This window comes from Rahnella inusitata (genome assembly GCF_965118895.1).
Lineage (GTDB): Bacteria > Pseudomonadota > Gammaproteobacteria > Enterobacterales > Enterobacteriaceae > Rahnella > Rahnella inusitata_A.
The window spans coordinates 35,027-52,322 of sequence record NZ_CBCPJJ010000024.1 but is presented as its reverse complement, the minus strand read 5'-3'; the positions used below and the strand labels follow the sequence as shown (position 1 = coordinate 52,322).

16 protein-coding genes and 1 pseudogene are annotated in these 17,296 nt (G+C 51.3%); 4 read left to right on the top strand and 13 right to left on the bottom strand.

What is annotated here, in order from left to right; genetic code table 11:
• The first annotated feature begins 70 nt into the window (after window positions 1-70).
• Window positions 71-388: a putative quinol monooxygenase gene (locus tag ACMHLI_RS19985; RefSeq protein ID WP_413530983.1), complete on the top strand. Its 318-nt coding sequence runs from the start codon at window positions 71-73 to the stop codon at window positions 386-388.
• 267 nt (window positions 389-655) lie between these two features.
• Here ACMHLI_RS19985 and ACMHLI_RS19980 read toward each other — a convergent pair whose 3' ends face one another.
• From ACMHLI_RS19980 to ACMHLI_RS19965, 4 genes are all read right to left on the bottom strand, one after another.
• On the bottom strand, window positions 656-2,002 hold the full coding sequence (locus ACMHLI_RS19980) for an ISNCY family transposase (RefSeq protein WP_413531059.1): 1,347 nt from the start codon (window positions 2,000-2,002) through the stop codon (window positions 656-658).
• A gap of 279 nt (window positions 2,003-2,281) precedes the next feature.
• Window positions 2,282-2,920 carry an RpiB/LacA/LacB family sugar-phosphate isomerase gene (locus tag ACMHLI_RS19975; RefSeq protein WP_056773844.1) on the bottom strand — a complete coding sequence of 213 codons (639 nt, stop codon included), beginning with the start codon at window positions 2,918-2,920 and terminating at the stop codon, window positions 2,282-2,284.
• Window positions 2,921-2,992: 72 nt separating this feature from the next.
• Window positions 2,993-3,754 carry a 2-dehydro-3-deoxy-D-gluconate 5-dehydrogenase KduD gene (gene kduD, locus ACMHLI_RS19970; RefSeq protein WP_413530982.1) on the bottom strand — a complete coding sequence of 254 codons (762 nt, stop codon included), beginning with the start codon at window positions 3,752-3,754 and terminating at the stop codon, window positions 2,993-2,995.
• Between the two features lie 371 nt (window positions 3,755-4,125).
• Window positions 4,126-4,482, bottom strand: coding sequence for a helix-turn-helix domain-containing protein (locus ACMHLI_RS19965; protein ID WP_112164069.1), 357 nt, complete (start codon window positions 4,480-4,482; stop codon window positions 4,126-4,128).
• A gap of 441 nt (window positions 4,483-4,923) precedes the next feature.
• On the opposite strand from ACMHLI_RS19965, the gene ACMHLI_RS19960 reads away from it, so the two are divergent.
• Complete coding sequence (locus tag ACMHLI_RS19960) at window positions 4,924-6,060, top strand: efflux RND transporter periplasmic adaptor subunit (protein WP_413531058.1); 1,137 nt, start codon at window positions 4,924-4,926, stop codon at window positions 6,058-6,060.
• Between the two features lie 16 nt (window positions 6,061-6,076).
• The gene (gene oqxB / locus ACMHLI_RS19955; RefSeq protein ID WP_413530981.1) at window positions 6,077-9,229 is read left to right on the top strand and encodes a multidrug efflux RND transporter permease subunit OqxB; all 3,153 of its coding nucleotides are present in this window, start codon (window positions 6,077-6,079) and stop codon (window positions 9,227-9,229) included.
• 85 nt (window positions 9,230-9,314) lie between these two features.
• On the opposite strand, the gene ACMHLI_RS19950 is transcribed toward oqxB, so the two are convergent.
• The 4 genes and pseudogenes from ACMHLI_RS19950 to ACMHLI_RS19935 form a co-directional block, all read right to left on the bottom strand.
• On the bottom strand, window positions 9,315-9,800 hold the full coding sequence (locus ACMHLI_RS19950; RefSeq protein ID WP_413530980.1) for an RrF2 family transcriptional regulator: 486 nt from the start codon (window positions 9,798-9,800) through the stop codon (window positions 9,315-9,317).
• A gap of 210 nt (window positions 9,801-10,010) precedes the next feature.
• Window positions 10,011-11,140 (bottom strand): annotated as a pseudogene (ompC, locus tag ACMHLI_RS19945) (porin OmpC).
• A gap of 620 nt (window positions 11,141-11,760) precedes the next feature.
• The gene (locus tag ACMHLI_RS19940) at window positions 11,761-11,943 is read right to left on the bottom strand and encodes a hypothetical protein (RefSeq protein WP_413530979.1); all 183 of its coding nucleotides are present in this window, start codon (window positions 11,941-11,943) and stop codon (window positions 11,761-11,763) included.
• A 139-nt stretch (window positions 11,944-12,082) separates the two neighbouring features.
• Window positions 12,083-12,523 carry a hypothetical protein gene (locus ACMHLI_RS19935; RefSeq protein WP_413530978.1) on the bottom strand — a complete coding sequence of 147 codons (441 nt, stop codon included), beginning with the start codon at window positions 12,521-12,523 and terminating at the stop codon, window positions 12,083-12,085.
• Between the two features lie 213 nt (window positions 12,524-12,736).
• Here ACMHLI_RS19935 and ACMHLI_RS19930 point away from each other — a divergent pair, with 213 nt between their 5' ends.
• On the top strand, window positions 12,737-13,516 hold the full coding sequence (locus ACMHLI_RS19930; RefSeq protein WP_413530977.1) for a (S)-acetoin forming diacetyl reductase: 780 nt from the start codon (window positions 12,737-12,739) through the stop codon (window positions 13,514-13,516).
• A 73-nt stretch (window positions 13,517-13,589) separates the two neighbouring features.
• On the opposite strand, the gene ACMHLI_RS19925 is transcribed toward ACMHLI_RS19930, so the two are convergent.
• The 5 genes from ACMHLI_RS19925 to ACMHLI_RS19905 form a co-directional block, all read right to left on the bottom strand.
• Window positions 13,590-14,195, bottom strand: coding sequence for a TetR/AcrR family transcriptional regulator (locus ACMHLI_RS19925; RefSeq protein WP_413530976.1), 606 nt, complete (start codon window positions 14,193-14,195; stop codon window positions 13,590-13,592).
• A gap of 132 nt (window positions 14,196-14,327) precedes the next feature.
• Window positions 14,328-15,005 (bottom strand): type 1 glutamine amidotransferase domain-containing protein, encoded by a 678-nt coding sequence (locus tag ACMHLI_RS19920; protein WP_413530975.1) that lies wholly within the window; start codon window positions 15,003-15,005, stop codon window positions 14,328-14,330.
• A 281-nt stretch (window positions 15,006-15,286) separates the two neighbouring features.
• Window positions 15,287-16,150 carry a helix-turn-helix domain-containing protein gene (locus tag ACMHLI_RS19915; RefSeq protein WP_413530974.1) on the bottom strand — a complete coding sequence of 288 codons (864 nt, stop codon included), beginning with the start codon at window positions 16,148-16,150 and terminating at the stop codon, window positions 15,287-15,289.
• Window positions 16,151-16,184: 34 nt separating this feature from the next.
• Entirely contained in the window at window positions 16,185-16,520 is a 336-nt protein-coding gene (locus tag ACMHLI_RS19910; RefSeq protein WP_056773809.1) for an SMR family transporter, read from the bottom strand.
• On the bottom strand, window positions 16,513-17,178 hold the full coding sequence (locus tag ACMHLI_RS19905) for a TetR family transcriptional regulator (protein WP_413530973.1): 666 nt from the start codon (window positions 17,176-17,178) through the stop codon (window positions 16,513-16,515). Before ACMHLI_RS19905 ends, ACMHLI_RS19910 begins: the two co-directional genes overlap by 8 nt.
• Between the last annotated feature and the right edge of the window lie 118 nt (window positions 17,179-17,296).

Sequence of the window (17,296 nt, the reverse complement as noted above, 5' to 3'; positions counted from 1 at the left end):
AACTACCATGAATAATTCCTACCCGGATTGTATAAATCCAGAATAAACAATTGAGAATCAAAGGTCCCCAATGAGCGAAGTAAAAATTGTTGCCATACTTACCCCCTTGCCTGAATTCATCGAAACTATAAGAGATGCAGCACGGGCAATGGTTTCTCCGACTCATCAGGAAGCAGGATGCCTGCAATATGATCTGCATGAAAGTCATACTGTACCCGATGTGCGTAACCTCGAAAATAAAGGCAAAGTGTCATTCGTCTTTATTGAACGCTGGAAGTCTGAGGAAGATTTGAAAAAACACGTGGCAATGTTCTACCACGATGATTTTCTCGATATCTTGAACGGTAAACTGGAAAGCCTAAACGTTCAGCGTCTGGCTAAACTCTAATAAGTCACACATCGCGGGAGAGTACCGGCTAGGAAACTACGTCAGTATAACGAGAAGCAAAAGTATCACTGGGTGCAATGAGTCCGGTGAAGTACCGGCAGCACCTGGGGATCACATCATAACCAGTCCAACAAAATATCCGCATCTCCAAAAGCGACATTATCAAATGGGACTTACAATTCCTGTCTATCCCAGTTTAAAATGTCACCCTGATTTCCAAAGTTAAAATGTCACTTTTACTGTGATTGAGTCTGAAAGAGCAGGGGGTTATCGTTTGAGGCTGGCTCTGAATTCTGCAGGATTAACCAGTACCGGGTTGATGGCTTTTAGCTGTTCCTGAACCCTTGCCTGAGCGCGTCGTTTAGGCATTTTCTTGCTGCGTTCTCTTTTACCCTCACGTTCCCGTTCGTCCTGAGTTACCTGCGCTAATTTCAATACGGCACCAAGCCGTTTATTGTCCACGATGGCGCCTTGGTCAACGCAGGCCAGCTTGTCATAGACCTGATATGACAACGTTCTGTAGCCGTATTTGAAGGCCAGAGTTCCATCCGGATAGTCGAGAACCATGATTTTTTCACCGGCGATACGTGTGTTTTCTTCAGTGGGGTTAACAAGATAGAGCATCTTATCGTACTGAAATGTCAGTGATTTTGAGAGTGTTCGGTGTTCCTGCCAGGCGAAAATATCATCCAGTTCAGACAGTGATTCACTGACTGCCCGGTGGAGATTTTTAGGGTATTGAGGCGCTTTAGCAAAGCGCTGGTTAAAGTCCTGAATAAAGGTCTCCAGCCAGGCATTTGCTTCTTCAATACCAGTAATGTGCTCGAGCCGCATTTCCTTTATTAGCCGGTCCTGAAGTGTCTGGTTTGCCCGTTCCACGCGGCCTTTAGCCTGAGAACTGTTCGCGCATATGAGGTCAATATTGAGGTCATGAAGAACACGGCCAAACTGAGTGGTACCGGTACGTCGGGTTTCTGCCTGGCTGACACGGAAAACCGCATGTTTGTCACTATAGAACGCGACAGGTTTTCCATGTTTATCAAGATATTCACGCGTGGCCAGCATGTAGTCGAAGGCAGACTCAGTTTCGCAGAAGCGTAGGTGCATCAGCCGGCCAGTAGCATCATCCATGTAAACCAGAAGGCAGCATTTTGATGCACGGCCTTCAAACCAGTCGTGGTGAGAGCCATCAATCTGAACAAGCTCACCAAGGCAATCACGCCGATAACGTGGTTGATAGACCCGGGGTTTACGCCGCGAGTGCGGAACCCAGAGACCATCAGCAGTCATCCATTTTCTGAGCGTTTCCACTGAGACGCGAATATGATGGCGTTCGCTGAGCTTTTCTGCGGCTAATGTAGGTCCAAAGTCGCTGTATTTTTCACGTAGCAGCGCCATGATCCGTAAGCGAAGTGAATCATCCAGTCGATTAGCACCTGATTTTCCTCGTCTGGCGTGAGTCAAACCATCTGCACCAGAAACACGAAAACGGTTCATCAGTCGCTGCACCTGACGCTCAGTCAGCTGTAGTTGAGAGGCGGCATCACGGCGGCGTAAGCGTTTCTCGACAACAGCCTGGATAACCGGAAGTCTGCAAAGTTCTTTTCCTGACATAGTCACCAACATCACTGAAAGTCTCCCTGGAAGATCGGCTGGGTTGCAGATCCAGGGTGACATTATAAACTAGCGGAAAAGTGACATTATCAAATTGCAGCAACACTTCCGGTGCGCATAATCATGATTATGTTAAATGCAATATAGGAGCATGTGCCTACCCACCTCAACACAATCCCCTGACCTCCCTATATCCGCCACTGCCTGAGGGTTAAGTGATTACCAAAAAAAAGCCGCAACCTTGTCGGCTGCGGCTTTTATATTTCGAAGAAAGTAAACTTATGCCAGAATTTCGCGCACGAAGTTTTCGATTTCTTTGTTCTGACCGTTTTCGAAGAAGCATTTCTGGAAACGTTCACCGCTCACGGCGGTTTTCACCAGTTCTTTATCGATAGCACGCAGCGTGTCGAGATAATTTTCTTTCACCACGGCGGCCTTCACCTGATTGAGAATGCCCGCGTTTCGAACCTGAGGTTCTTTACGGTCAGCCGGATAACCCTGGCCTTTGACGCCGGTGAAGGCTTTCTCGAAGATGAAACGCACGTTCAGTTCTGCACCCCAGCCGAAGCCTTTAGCGAACGGCAGAGACAGCGCGTTGCCGTTGTTGATCTGCGCGAACAGGAACGCATCCGCCGGATCGATACAGTAACCACAGTTCACGCCCGGATGGATATTCAGGGACATCAGCGCGCCCTGCCCGGTGCCGCAGCCGGCAACCACAAAATCCACCGCTTTGGAGTTAAGCAGAATGCTGGCCATGATGCCTAGATGGATATAAGTCAGGTGATGGTCCTGCTCGTCGGACATACCGACGTTGTACACCGGATATTCTTTCTCTGAAGCCACGGCGTTCAGCTCTTTCAGGATGATCGCGTTTTTCGCAGCCTGGCTGTTTTCCATCATCAATGCAATTTTCATGGGATTTCCTCTTTGGGCAGCGGCGTAAACCGCTGCTGTCTGTGAATACTATTGGGTAATTTGGGAGGCGGGTTAACGCGCCAGCCAGCCGCCGTCGACGGCAATGGTGTAGCCATTAATGTAGTCGGACGCCGGTGAAGACAGGAACACGACCGGACCCATGACGTCGGACGGCGTACCCCAGCGCCCGGCCGGGATGCGGCTCAGGATCTCTTCACTGCGGGCTTCGTCAGCGCGCAGTTGCTGGGTGTTATTTGTCGCCATGTAACCCGGCGCGATAGCGTTGACGTTGATGCCGTGCTTCGCCCATTCGTTCGCCAGCAGACGGGTGACCCCCATCACGGCGCTTTTCGATGCGGTGTAAGAAGGTACGCGGATCCCGCCCTGATAAGACAGCATAGACGCAATATTGATAATTTTTCCGCCGGTGCCCTGGGCGATAAACTGTTTTGCGACGGCCTGAGACATAAAGAACACCGATTTGATGTTCAGATTCATGACGTCGTCCCAATTCTTTTCACTGAATTCGATGGCGTCTTCGCGACGGATAATCCCGGCGTTGTTCACCAGAATATCCAGATGCCCCATTTCCGCGACGGCGCGTTCCAACAGCGCCGGGATCACTTTCGTATCACTAAGATCGGCGGTCAGGCTCAGAAAACGACGGCCGGTTGCGCCAATGCGTTCGATGGTTTCCGTTGGTTCAACAATGTTGATACCTACAATGTCGCAGCCTGCTTCTGCCAGACCGATCGCCATGCCCTGGCCCAGACCGGTATCGCATCCGGTCACGACCGCGACTTTTCCCTTCAGTGAAAAATTATCCAGAATCATGATGTTTCCTTTTTCCATAAAACGGAGGCGAATGCGCTGTTCCGTCACGTAAGAGTGAGTCGGGTAACGCCCGGCCACGAACTGATGGAAGGAAGTTTAACGAGATTTTTCGTGCAACTCAAGAAATTGAAACATCATTTCAATTTAGATGAACTTTAGTGTCGTTTTTTGTTGGGTTGATCACGTCCTGAACGTTTTTTAACCCAATCGCTGAGGTTGCATTCTGAGTGTGTGGAAGGCAGGTGTGAGTATGCCGGACGGAAATAAACATCCAAATGAGCGGGCGAATGAGGAAAAGGTGTTCCGGAGGGGATTCACTGCCCGGCGGGAGCCGGGCCAGCGGTACTGAAATTCAGCGGACAATTTGTCTCTTAGTGCATCGAACCCTGGCATTCTGTTTCCATGGTCAGGCCACGGCGCCAGTCACCCGGTGTTTGTCCAAACTGACGTTTGAAGCTACGGGTAAAGGATTGCTGCGAGTCAAAGCCCAGCGATATCGCAACGCTGACGATAGGTTCGCGGCTGCTGGCCAGCATATCTGCCGATTTCTTCAGCTTTTTCTCACGAATGAACTCGCCCATCGGTAAACCTGTGTGCTCTTTGAACATCCGTTGCAGATACCAGCGCGAATACCCGGCGCGTTTGGCGACGGTCTTAATATCCAGTCGCTCTTCCAGGTTGTGATCGATCCAGTCAATCAGGTCGTGAATGAAATCCTCGGTTCTCATGGACTCTCTCCTATCTCTTATCAGTTTTCGCCCCCCGAGGGCGTCTTTTTCTAAACTGACTCAGTTTGCGATTAAATGCAAGTTTTACTATTGCATTTAATTCATCGTTACGGGATAGTCACGTTCCCGGAAGTAAACGTTCTGTAAAACAGCACAGAAAGTGTAACAGTATTTCTTGCACTTTAGTAGTCACCTCCTTACAATCCCCCTCGAATCAATTGTATCAAACATTGATACATAATTGTGCTGATGAACGGCACAAGTCCCAAAAAAGTCAGATTAGGCAAAGGACGTTACCCGGAGGACAGACCGGTTGTATTGCCTGACAGCACTTACTCACTGGAAATAAAAATAATGAAAAACCTGCAAAAACCGTTGGTTGTTGCATGCGACCGCCTGCGCGGTACGCCTTTGACGTTGCGTCTTTCAGGGGTTGCGCTGATGGTCGCCCTGCTTGCCGGGTGTGATAACAGCGTGGCGCAAAACGCCGCTCCGCCTGCCCCGCAGGTCAGTGCAGCAGATGTTTTGATCAAACAGATCAGCCAGTGGGATGCGTTTAATGGCCGCGTCGAAGCGGTACAAAGCGTTCAGCTTCGTCCCCGCGTGTCCGGTTATATCGACAAAGTAAATTATCAGGAAGGCCAGGAAGTGAAAAAGGGTCAGGTGCTGTTTACCATTGATGACCGCACTTATCGCGCCGCACAAGAACAGGCACAGGCTGAGCTGGTGCGAGCCCGCAATCAGGCCAACCTCACCCGCAGTGAATCGTCGCGTACTGAAAAACTGATTGGCACGCAGGCGGTTTCCACGGAAATCGCTGAGCAGCGCCGTTCGGCGGCTTCTCAGGCACAGTCCGATGTGCTGGCCGCTCAGGCTCAGCTGGATATGGCGCAGCTGAATCTCGATTTTACCCGCGTCACGTCACCGATTGATGGCCGCGCCAGCCGGGCGATGATCACCACCGGCAATCTGGTTACCGCAGGCGATACCGCCAGCGTGCTGACCACGCTCGTTTCTCTCGATACGGTGTTTGTCTATTTCGATGTGGATGAAGGCACTTTCCTGCGCTATCAGGCGATGGCGCGTGACGGCCAGCGCAGCGATACGCCGCAGTCACGCCTGCCAGTGCATGTCGGTCTGGTGGGTGAAAACGGCTATCCGCATCAGGGCGTGGTCGATTTCACCGATAACCAGCTCAATTCCGGCACCGGCACGATCCGTATGCGTGCCGTGCTCGATAACCGCGACCGTACCTTTACGCCGGGGCTTTTTGCCCGCGTGCAGCTGCCTGGCAGTGCGCAGTTCAACGCCATGCTGGTGGACGATAAAGCCGTACTGACCGATCAGGATCGTAAGTTTGTTTACGTGGTGGATAAAGAGGGCAAAGCGCAACGTCGTGATGTCGAAGTGGGCCGTATGTCCGGCGGTTTACGCATCGTTGAGAAAGGCTTAGAAGCTGGCGATCGCGTGATCATCGACGGCGTTCAGAAAGTCTTTATGCCGGGTATGCCCGTTAACGCCAAAACCGTCAGTATGGCGGCCAACAGCGTGACCCCTACCCCTGCTGCTGTTCAATAAAAGAGAATCCTGACACATGGACTTTTCCCGCTTTTTCATCGACCGGCCGATCTTTGCCGCCGTTTTGTCGATTTTGATTTTAGTCACCGGGGCGATTGCCATTCCCCTGCTGCCGGTCAGCGAATATCCGAACGTGGTGCCGCCAAGCGTACAGGTTCGCGCTGAATATCCGGGTGCTAACCCGAAAGTGATTGCTGAAACCGTGGCGACGCCGCTGGAAGAAGCCATCAACGGCGTCGAAAACATGGTGTATATGAAATCCGTGGCCGGTTCTGACGGCGTGCTCGTTACTACCGTCACCTTCCGTCCGGGTACCGATCCGGATCAGGCACAGGTTCAGGTGCAAAACCGCGTGGCGCAGGCTGAAGCCCGGTTGCCGGAAGATGTGCGGCGTCAGGGGGTCACCACACAGAAACAGTCACCGACGTTAACGCTGGTGGTGCATCTGGTCTCGCCGAACGGCAAGTACGACTCGTTGTATCTGAGTAACTACGCCACGCTGAAAGTGAAAGACGAACTGGCACGTTTGCCGGGCGTCGGGCAAATTCAGATCTTCGGTGCGGGCGAATACGCGATGCGCGTCTGGCTCGATCCGAACAAAGTGGCGGCACGCGGGCTGACGGCAAGTGACGTTGTCACCGCAATGCGTGAGCAAAACGTCCAGGTTTCAGCCGGTCAGCTTGGCGCAGAACCGATGCCGAAAGACAGCGACTATCTGCTGTCCATCAACGCACAGGGACGTCTGAAAAACGAAGAAGAGTTCGGCAACATTATCCTGAAAAGTGGTGATAACGGCGAAATTGTCCGTCTTCGTGATGTCGCGCGTATCGAAATGGGATCAGGCAGTTATGCTCTGCGCTCGCAGCTGAATAATAAAGATGCCGTCGGTATCGGTATCTTCCAGTCGCCGGGGGCGAACGCGATTGATCTGTCAGACGCCGTGCGTGCCAAAATGACCGAACTCTCAACCCGTTTCCCGGAAGGCATGACCTGGCGCGCGCCTTATGACCCGACGGTCTTTGTGCGTGACTCGATAAGCGCCGTAGTCCATACGCTGCTGGAAGCCGTAGTGCTGGTTGTGCTGGTGGTGATTCTGTTCCTGCAAACCTGGCGTGCGTCGATCATTCCGCTGCTGGCGGTGCCGATTTCGGTTATCGGCACGTTCAGTATTCTGTATCTGCTTGGATTCTCACTTAACACGCTCAGCCTGTTCGGACTGGTGCTGGCGATAGGGATCGTGGTCGATGACGCCATCGTCGTGGTGGAAAACGTTGAGCGAAATATCGAGGAAGGCCTAGCCCCGCGGGAGGCTGCGCATCAGGCAATGCGGGAAGTGTCCGGGCCGATCATTGCGATCGCACTGGTGTTGTGTGCGGTATTTGTGCCGATGGCGTTCCTTTCCGGTGTGACCGGGCAGTTCTACAAACAGTTTGCGGTGACTATTGCGATTTCTACCGTGATTTCAGCGATCAACTCCCTGACGCTCTCCCCTGCGCTGGCGGCCTTGCTGCTGAAACCGCACGGTGCGCCGAAGGATATGCCATCGCGTCTGATTGACCGTCTGTTCGGCTGGATCTTCCGCCCGTTCAACCGCTTCTTCAGCGCCAGCTCCCATCGCTATCAAAATGCAGTCTCGAAAGCGCTCGGACGTCGTGGTGCCGTATTTGTCGTCTACATTCTGCTGCTGTGCGGTGCGGCCTTTATGTTTAAAGCGGTGCCGGGCGGCTTTATTCCTACGCAGGACAAGCTGTACCTGATTGCCGGCGTGAAAATGCCGGAAGGTGCTTCGCTGTCGCGCACTGACGCGGTGATCCGCAAAATCAGTGCGCTCGGTCTGAGCACTGACGGCGTGATAGACGCGGTGGCCTTCCCGGGCCTGAACGCGTTGCAGTTCACCAACACGCCAAATACCGGCACGGTGTTCTTCGCGCTGAAACCGCTGGGTGAACGTACCCGCACGGCGGCTGAAATCAATGCTGAAATCAATGCCAAAATTTCGCAGATTCAGGAAGGTTTTGCCTTCTCGATTATGCCGCCGCCGATCCTCGGTTTAGGTCAGGGTTCTGGTTATTCGCTGTATATTCAGGATCGCGCAGGGTTAGGCTACGGAGCATTGCAGACCGCGATTAACACCATGTCCGGTTCCATTATGCAGACGCCGGGGATGGGGTTCCCTATCTCCTCTTATCAGGCCAACGTGCCGCAGCTGGATGCGCACATCGACCGTGATAAGGCCAAGGCGCAGGGCGTGTCGCTGGATGATTTGTTCAGTACGTTGCAGGTATATCTCGGCTCGTCTTACATCAATGACTTCAACCGGTTCGGTCGCACCTGGAAAGTAATGGCGCAGGCCGACGGCCAGTTCCGCGACAGCGTGGAAGATATCGCCAATCTGCGCACCCGTAATGACAAAGGTGAAATGGTGCCGATCGGCAGTATGCTGAACATCACCACGACCTATGGACCGGACCCGGTGATCCGCTACAACGGCTATCCGGCGGCGGATCTGATTGGTGACGCTGACCCGCGCGTGCTGTCTTCGACGCAGGCCATGACCGAGCTGACCGCGATGTCGAAAAATCTGCTGCCAAATGGCATGAATATCGAATGGACGGATCTGAGCTATCAGCAATCGACGCAGGGTAACGCGGCGTTGATCGTGTTCCCGATGTCGGTCTTACTGGCGTTTCTGGTGCTGGCGGCGCTGTATGAGAGTTGGACGCTGCCGCTGGCGGTGATCCTGATTGTACCGATGACAATGCTTTCCGCACTGTTTGGCGTATGGCTGACCGGCGGCGACAACAACGTCTTCGTGCAGGTCGGGCTGGTGGTGCTGATGGGACTGGCCTGTAAGAACGCGATCCTGATTGTCGAGTTTGCCCGCGAACTGGAGATGCAGGGTAAAGGGATTGTGGAGTCTGCGCTTGAAGCCTGTCGCCTGCGTCTGCGCCCTATCGTGATGACCTCAATCGCGTTTATTGCCGGGACAATTCCGCTGATCCTTGGTCACGGTGCGGGCGCGGAAGTGCGCGGCGTAACGGGGATCACCGTATTCTCCGGGATGCTGGGCGTGACGCTGTTCGGGCTGTTCCTGACGCCGGTGTTTTATGTCGCCCTGCGCAAACTGGTGACGCGTAAAAAACCTGCGCTGGAAAGCCAGACTGTCTGATCTGTAAAGAGCAGAAAGCAAAAAGCCGGGAAATTATCCCGGCTTTTTTACGTCTGAGTGTTGTGGAAAGCGATCGTTCAGAAGCTTATTTAGAGCAGAGCGCGTTGTCTGTGTATTCCGCTGCCAGGTCTTTAGTGCACTTATACTTGCCGCCGCGTTCGAACTCGGCCAACGCATCGGCTACGGTGTGACGACCCAACACTTGCAAAGACGCCTCTTCGGCCTCATTCACAATATTTTTGAAATAAGTACAGGCATTGGCGCTAACGACGCAGCGGGCTGGGACATCCGGACGCGCGGCCCACAGACGTTTGTCTTCAATCACGGCGCAGTAAATATCGCGCAGCGTGATGTCTTCCGCCGGGCGGCCCAGGTGAATGGAGCCGGTACGGCCAAGCGTAGAAACGATGATGCCATGCTGAGTCAGCGGCACCATCAGTTTGCGGATGAAGCTGGAGTTGGCTTCCAGACCCGTAGCTAAGATCGCACTGGTGCAGCGCTGTTCAGCCTTTTGGGACTGAGCGATACAAAACACCATCTGCATGGCTGTCGGAAAGCGATAATCTAACATGTCATTGTCCTGAGAAACCAAGTCTTAGGTTAAGCACCGTATCACAGAGGAATAACCCTGTACGTGAGCTGGTCAATAATATAACAAAGACTGTTGCATTATTGAAGGCGGTCACGTGCCTAACGCACATAAAGTCACGATTTGGGCACAAAAAAACCCATCCGAAGATGGGTTTCATGACGTTAATTCTAAGACGTTGGGTCAGAGAAATTAGAACTGGTATACCATGCCTACGCCTACAACATCATCGGTAGAAATGTTGTTGTTTTCGTAGAAGTGATCATCGTTGTCCAGCAGGTTGATTTTATAATCAACGTAGGCAGACATGTTTTTGTTGAAGTTGTAATAAGAACCTACAGAAACATATTTAACCAGATCTTTGTCGTTAGCGTTGCCGCCGTTGCCATTGTTCAGGTCTTTACCTTTAGATTGCAGGTAAGAAACTTCCGGGCGCAGACCGAAGTCAAACTGGTATTGTGCGGTTACTTCAAAGTTCTGGGTTTTATTTGCAGCGTCGCCATTGCCGTAATAAGTCATATTACGGGTTTCAGCATACATGGTGGCCAGATAGACGTGATTTGCATCATATTTCGCGCCAACAGTCCAAACGTCAGCTTTGTCGCCACGGTTATCAACAGACTGGTCATTAGTACGGTCAGATGATGCATACGCAGCACCTGCAGTAATACCCATACCAAAATCATAAGTGGTGGACAGGCCATAACCGTCACCATTCTGATGACGAGTATCGCGGCCATTATTAGTACCTTCACCATAATGTTGAACATCTTCGTTGTTATTATCGCCGTCGTTGGCGCCTTGGTATTGCAGTGCGAAGTTCAGACCTTTCACTTCACCGAAGAAGTCGGAGTTACGGTAGGTTGCAACGCCGTTGGCACGGCCTACCATGAAGTTGTCACAGTAGTGTAAGAATCGCCACCGAATACTGGCAGCATATCAGTCCAGGCTTCAACGTCGTACACTACACCGTAGTTACGCCCGTAATCGAATGAACCGTAGTTGTCGAATTTCAGGCCCGCGAAGCCCAGACGGGTTGCGTTGCCAGCTGTACCATCGTTCTCGGCGTCATTTGCCTGAACGTTATATTCCCACTGGCCGTAACCGGTCAGTTGATCAGAAATTTGGGTTTCACCTTTGAAGCCAACGCGGATATAGGTTTCATCGCCATCATCATGCACGTTGTCTGAAAACTGGTGACGCGCATCCACTTTACCGTACAGGTCAAGTTTGTTGCCGTCTTTATTATAAATCTCTGCAGAGTGTGCCGCACCTGCAACTAATAATGCTGGAACAATAAGGGCCAATGCTTTTAATTTCATGACGTCATTCCTTTATCATTTAATTGAATACTTAAATTTATTATATATACTTTATTAATGAGTCAGTGCTCGCAGTAATACTACCCAACTAGTTCCATTGTTACGTAGGGAAATTATCATGTTTGCTTTTATTATTTATTACTAAATATTTCAATGGTATTTATTAATATTTTCAGTGAATATTATATTTTTAAATATATAAAAAATGTATTTATCTATGGCTTTTATTTTGTGGTAATTTAATTCTCGAATTGTGGCATCATCACTGCAGTTCATTTTTTACCCTTCCTTGGTTTTATTATTTCTATTTACGGGTCGTGATTCCCCTGTCTGCGACCTGACAGATTGCCCCGCCTGACTGCGGGGTTTTTTTTGCATAAAAAAACCCATAACCGGCGAAAGTTATGGGCTCAACAAATGAGAGAGAACTAAGAAATACGACGAGGCCAGAGAGAACATTAAAACACCTGTCCACAACAACCTTCATAGCGGATGCTGAAGCTGCGTTAACCGCAACGGCAACACCCGTTATTCAGGGTACAACGGCTACTCTCAGGAGAAGAGTGTGCTAAACGCACAGTTCATTCCAGTAACTGATGCGCATTAAACGGGTATAACGATCAGCAGCGGCGAAACCACGCGGGATCATTGTTCTCCACATCAATGCCGTAGAGACAGCCCGTCGCCAGAAAGCTTTCCAGCAAACGCGTGGTATCCTGCGTTTTATCTTTAGTATGCGCGCTCACCTTGCGGCGAGTCAGACGTTGCCAGAACGAGCGAGGCTCAGTAGCAGATGCATTCATACGGCCCTCCGGTTAATCACTGTCAGTACATTCGACGATCAGCGCAGAAATCTTCATCTGCTGCTGGAATGGACTCAGTTAACCGTTTCTGCGGCACGAATTGAACCAACCATTTTTGCTTTGCAAAGCGATATATCGACTAAGCCTCGCCGGACCAGATGCCCTGGCAAAATAACTTTGCGCACGCCACGCTGTTTTGATGTCGTGAAGCCGGATCGCCCGCGGTCTGCGCGAGCTGAGCCAGCATGCCGGTGAAACACTGACCGAGCAGGGCTGCGGAAATATCATCACGGAACAGGCCATTCTGCTGGCTGTAGGCCAGATTTTCCGCAATCAGCTGCGAAAGCAACGCTTGGGTTTCGCTGTTGTGAGGTGGCTGGAGGAACGCGTGCTGCGTCAGCATTTCATCTTCGGCAAGGAAATTCAGCAGCTTGCGAAAACTCAGCGCCATGCGATCCAGCACCTGATTTTCGGCCACCTGCGGAGAAATTTGTAACGAGCGTGTCAGCGCAGTAAGCCGCTCGCGAAATAAGATGAGGCTGTCATCGACCATTGTGTTGCCCTTTTTAGCGTAATCCATCCCCTATACTATCCGAGTTAACTGCCGCCATGCTTTCAATCTGTACCTCCCTACTCATTTGAACCGATACAGTTAATGACCGTGGCTAACATTTGCACATGCGGGCTCAGGGGCGTAAACCAGTAAGCAGCTCACGTAACAGTATCGGGAAGGATTTCCCGTACGTTGCGCGCAGCACCTGAAGAAGATACCGAATACATAGAGGATGGTTGTATGTCTAAAAATGGAAAAGTGGCTTTAGTAACAGGTGGCGGTCAGGGGATCGGCCGCGCGATTGCACTGCGTCTTGCGAAAGATGGTTTTGCCGTCGCGGTTGTGGATTTTAATCATGAAACGGCGAAGAACGTCGCTGAAGAGATTAATCACGCCGGTGGCCGCGCAATTGCGCAGCTCGCTGACGTCTCCAACCGTGATCAGGTTTTTGCTGCGGTAGAAGCGGCAACCAAACAGCTGGGCGGTTTTGATGTGATAGTCAATAACGCCGGGATCGCACCAACGACGCTGATTGAAGACATCACGCCTGAGATTGTCGATAAGGTCTATGACATCAACGTGAAAGGTGTGATCTGGGGTATTCAGGCCGCGATCAAAGCGTTTAAATCACAGGGGCACGGCGGCAAAATTATTAATGCCTGTTCTCAGGCCGGGCACGTAGGTAACCCGGAATTGGCGATTTACAGTTCGAGCAAATTTGCCGTTCGCGGACTGACTCAAACCGCAGCGCGTGATTTAGCGCCGCTTGGGATCACCGTGAACGCGTACTGTCCGGGGATTGTGAAAACGCCGATGTGGGAAGAGATTGACCGTCAGGTTTCTGCCGCTGCCGGTAAACCGGTGGGTTACGGTACACAGGAATTTGCGAAAAGTATCACCCTGAAACGCCTCTCCGAACCGGAAGATGTCGCTGGCTGCGTGTCTTACCTCGCAGGCCCGGATTCAGATTATATGACCGGGCAGTCATTGCTGATAGACGGTGGGATGGTATTTAACTAATTAATAAGTAATGAGATTGACTGACGGCAGCACCAGACAGGGTGTTGCCGTTTGCGTGTAAAGAGGCAGAACGTCAGGCTGTGATATGAATGATTTTCTGTGTCATGCGCAAGGCGGAATCAAAGGGTTCGGTAGTCCGTACGATTTTGACCATCACGCTGGCACCTACCCAAAGCTGATAGAGACTTTCAGCAACTCTGGCTGGCTCATCGTCGATAGTCAGTGACCCTTCGGCGATACCCTTTTCTAAAGCATCGGCCAGTCGGGCAATAATTCCCGATGTCCCGGATTTTAACGTTAAGCGCATACTGTCGGAAAGATCGGCGACTTCCGCTCCCAATTTCACGGCCAGGCATTTTCCCTGACAGTCAGAGAATGACTGCGATTCGCGCCATACTTGCCAGTATTTCATCAGTCGCTGCGCCATATTCAGGCCAGGGAGACGAAGTGTGCTGTCGAGTTCAGCCAGATAATCCTCAAAATAGCGTGCCAGAATATCCGCACCAAAGGCTTCCTTCGAACCGAAGTAATGATAAAAAGATCCTTTAGGCACACCCGCGTCCTTGAGGATTTCATTCAGTCCAACCGCAGAGAAACCTTTGGCCGCCATGATGCGCTGGCCGGTAGCCAAAATATGGTCGCGGATGTCGTTGTTGTGGAGTTGCGTTGCTATAGCCATTGAGTTGATTCACCTGATACAAGACCAGTCGTATAGTAACGAATTCGTGAAACCCTTTCATGTAAAGAATGCCGAAGAGTACCAACCCCCGCGGTGATCGGAAAATGGTCACCACGAGAGTTGTTGCCACGATTAAGCCAGCTGTTTGATCAGTTGTTCCGCCGTTGCCGCCGAAGATGTCGGGTTTTGGCCTGTGATCAGCAAACCGTCGGTGACCACATAAGAACCCCAGTCTGCCCCTTTGGAATAAATTCCGCCTTTGGCAATAAGCTCATCTTCAACCAGGAAAGGTACAACGTCAGTCAGGCCAACCGCTTCTTCTTCAGTGTTAGTGAAACCAGTGACTTTTTTGCCTTCTACCAGCGGTTTCCCTTCTGGTGTTTTCACATGTCGCAACACGCCCGGAGCATGACAAACCAGCGCTACGTGTTTGTTTGCCGCAAGGAAGGCTTCGATCAGCGCGATTGAATCCTTATCTTCAGCCAGATCCCACAGAGGGCCATGGCCGCCCGGATAGAACACTGCGTCGAAGTCTGACTGAGAAATACTGTCGAGGCGAACCGTTGCGGCAAGTTGTGCCATGGCGTCAGTATCGGCTTCGAAACGGTGAGTCTGTTCGGTCTGGAAATCAGGCTCATTACTTTTTGGATCCAACGGCGGGTTGCCGCCTTTCGGGGAGGCCAGCGTGATTTGTGCTCCGGCATCTTTAAACGCGTAAAACGGTGCAGCCAGTTCTTCCAGCCAGAACCCGGTTTTACGGCCAGTGTTGCCCAGTTGATCGTGTGAGGTCAGAACCATAAGAATTTTCATTTTACATCTCCGCGTGATGGATAGTTAACTTGTATTAGACCAGTCGTCTAATAATGGATCAAAAAAAACGATAATTTTTTTGCTTATGCGATGGGCTGCAGCAGGCATGTCGTTAAGTTAACAGTGATTAGACCGGTCGTCTAGTGACTTTTTTAATATAAATTAATTTTCTTTAAGATGGAGATCTGTTCCCATTGATCCCAGCAGTCATAATCGGTGTGTCCAGCCCCTGCTCTTCCCGCTGTTCACACCCTGAGTTAACCGGTTTTGATGGCGTCGTATTACGACGCGAGCGGAATGTAGTATTCGCAGGTGACGCCGTTCAGCGCAGATTCACGAGAATACTTTTCAAGGTCCGGCTGCATGATAAATTCCAAACCCAGTGTCGGCAGAAATACCGAATACATGTAGAGAATGAAATCGTTCAGACGACTGAGATCATAAGGATAATTGATCTTGAGATAACGGCTGGCGGGGACAAAGATGTCGTGACTGTCGCTGATCCCAACCTGATGCGCAACCGTATAATCCATCTGCAAGGCATTCGCCACTTCATCGTTTGTATCCGGACGACAGTCAGACAGCCCCCACACCGGCGCGAGTAGCGATTCCGGCGTGGTCAGATAACGCAGCAGTTCGGCACGGTGAACATGATTTTTACTGTTAAACAGCGCTTCAATCGGATACGTGTGCGTTGTTGTCTGGCCTTCAAATGCCATCTCGGGCAATTCAACAATTTCAAATTCCGGCTGCGGGAACTCATCCACCGTTAATGGCGCCGTGATGCCGTTCATTGTCCATGACGCATTACGGCGGTACATCCCCGGCGTTTCGGCAAAGTTCTTTTTGAATGAACGGGTAAACGTCTGCTGCGAATCATAGGAATAATAAAGTGAGATATCGAGGATCGGCATATTCGTCAGGCGCAATGCGATCGCGGCCATTGTCAGACGGCGGTCCCGGATGTATTTTCCCAGCGCATGACCCGTTTTACTTTTAAATAATCGTTGAAGATACCACGGAGAATAGCCGGTTTTTTTTGAGGCCTTTTCCATGGTCAGACGATCACTTAAGTTGACTTCGATCCAATAGAGTAACTCTTTGATCAAGTCGTCATGAAAATCTGGTTTCTGTTCGCTCTGCAAGATGAACTCCTGGTGCTGCTTTAATGTCACGCCTTCAGTGCGCGACAGATTTTGAAAACACGTTCACAACGATGACGCCGGCGATAATCAACCCCAGGCCAATCACCGCGGGCGTATCGAGTTTTTGCCCGTAACCAAACCAGCCAATCGCCGAAACGAGTACGATCCCAACGCCTGACCAGATCGCATACGCGATGCCTGTTGGCAGAGTTTTTAGCGTCAGGGACAGTAAAAAGATGGCGATGGTGTACCCCAGCAGCGTGACGACGCTTGGCCATAAACGGGTAAATCCTTCAGAACTTTTCAGGCTGCTGGTGGCGATGACTTCAGCCACAATGGCCAGTCCGAGAATCAGGTAGGTTTTAAACATTGACGGTTTCCTTGGGGTAAAGCTCGTTTTGAATCGCGCGTTTGAGATTGTATTCGGCGCAACTGACCGTGAGATTTAGCGTCTCAAGCCGCGACATGGCGTCCATGCTGCTGCTCAATCCAATGAGCCGCCATGAAATATGTTCAGGAGGTTCCCCCGCGATAAACTCACCGTTCGAACGGCCGTCCTCAATGGCATCAGAGACCAGCGCATGCCAGTCAGACACAGACAGCGCGAACGCGGTTTTCATCAGCGGTTCCTGTTCGGTCAGCAACATGGCCTCATGCCAGAGCGGAATGGCCATCGTCGATTGTTCATCTTGCGGATCGATCAGTAGCAGGTTCAGGCGTTCCCGTGCGGTTAGCCGCAGGCTTTTCTGCAGAAGCTGAGCTGTGAGGGTTTTCATCACATGGACATAAGCCTGCGCGCGCAATTCGGCGGCACTGGAAAAGTGGTGATGAACCTGTCCCGTTGCGACGCCGGCTTCCTGAGCCACGCGGCGAACTGTCGTGGCAGCGAGCCCTTCGCGGCGGGCGATTTGTGCCGCGGCCTCCAGCAATGAAGCACGACGATCTTTTTTACACAGATAGGCCAAAGAAAAATCCGATATGGAGAACTCACAGCGGACGATAATGCCAAGAGTTGAACGGATGTTCAAGTTTTTTGAGAACGTTCATTCACCTATGAATTTATACAGGTAAACAGAGGGAATGTAGTTGCAATTCACATGAAAAAGGTACCCGTCAGAACCGGCGGGTAACCTGACGAGCAAAATA

Coding starts and splice junctions, on each gene's coding strand:
- ACMHLI_RS19985 (WP_413530983.1), top strand. CDS start 71: ATGAGCGAAGTAAAAATTGTTGCCATACTTACCCCCTTGCCTGAATTC.
- ACMHLI_RS19980 (WP_413531059.1), bottom strand. CDS start 2,002: ATGTCAGGAAAAGAACTTTGCAGACTTCCGGTTATCCAGGCTGTTGTC.
- ACMHLI_RS19975 (WP_056773844.1), bottom strand. CDS start 2,920: ATGAAAATTGCATTGATGATGGAAAACAGCCAGGCTGCGAAAAACGCG.
- kduD (WP_413530982.1), bottom strand. CDS start 3,754: ATGATTCTGGATAATTTTTCACTGAAGGGAAAAGTCGCGGTCGTGACC.
- ACMHLI_RS19965 (WP_112164069.1), bottom strand. CDS start 4,482: ATGAGAACCGAGGATTTCATTCACGACCTGATTGACTGGATCGATCAC.
- ACMHLI_RS19960 (WP_413531058.1), top strand. CDS start 4,924: ATGGTCGCCCTGCTTGCCGGGTGTGATAACAGCGTGGCGCAAAACGCC.
- oqxB (WP_413530981.1), top strand. CDS start 6,077: ATGGACTTTTCCCGCTTTTTCATCGACCGGCCGATCTTTGCCGCCGTT.
- ACMHLI_RS19950 (WP_413530980.1), bottom strand. CDS start 9,800: ATGTTAGATTATCGCTTTCCGACAGCCATGCAGATGGTGTTTTGTATC.
- ACMHLI_RS19940 (WP_413530979.1), bottom strand. CDS start 11,943: ATGAATGCATCTGCTACTGAGCCTCGCTCGTTCTGGCAACGTCTGACT.
- ACMHLI_RS19935 (WP_413530978.1), bottom strand. CDS start 12,523: ATGGATTACGCTAAAAAGGGCAACACAATGGTCGATGACAGCCTCATC.
- ACMHLI_RS19930 (WP_413530977.1), top strand. CDS start 12,737: ATGTCTAAAAATGGAAAAGTGGCTTTAGTAACAGGTGGCGGTCAGGGG.
- ACMHLI_RS19925 (WP_413530976.1), bottom strand. CDS start 14,195: ATGGCTATAGCAACGCAACTCCACAACAACGACATCCGCGACCATATT.
- ACMHLI_RS19920 (WP_413530975.1), bottom strand. CDS start 15,005: ATGAAAATTCTTATGGTTCTGACCTCACACGATCAACTGGGCAACACT.
- ACMHLI_RS19910 (WP_056773809.1), bottom strand. CDS start 16,520: ATGTTTAAAACCTACCTGATTCTCGGACTGGCCATTGTGGCTGAAGTC.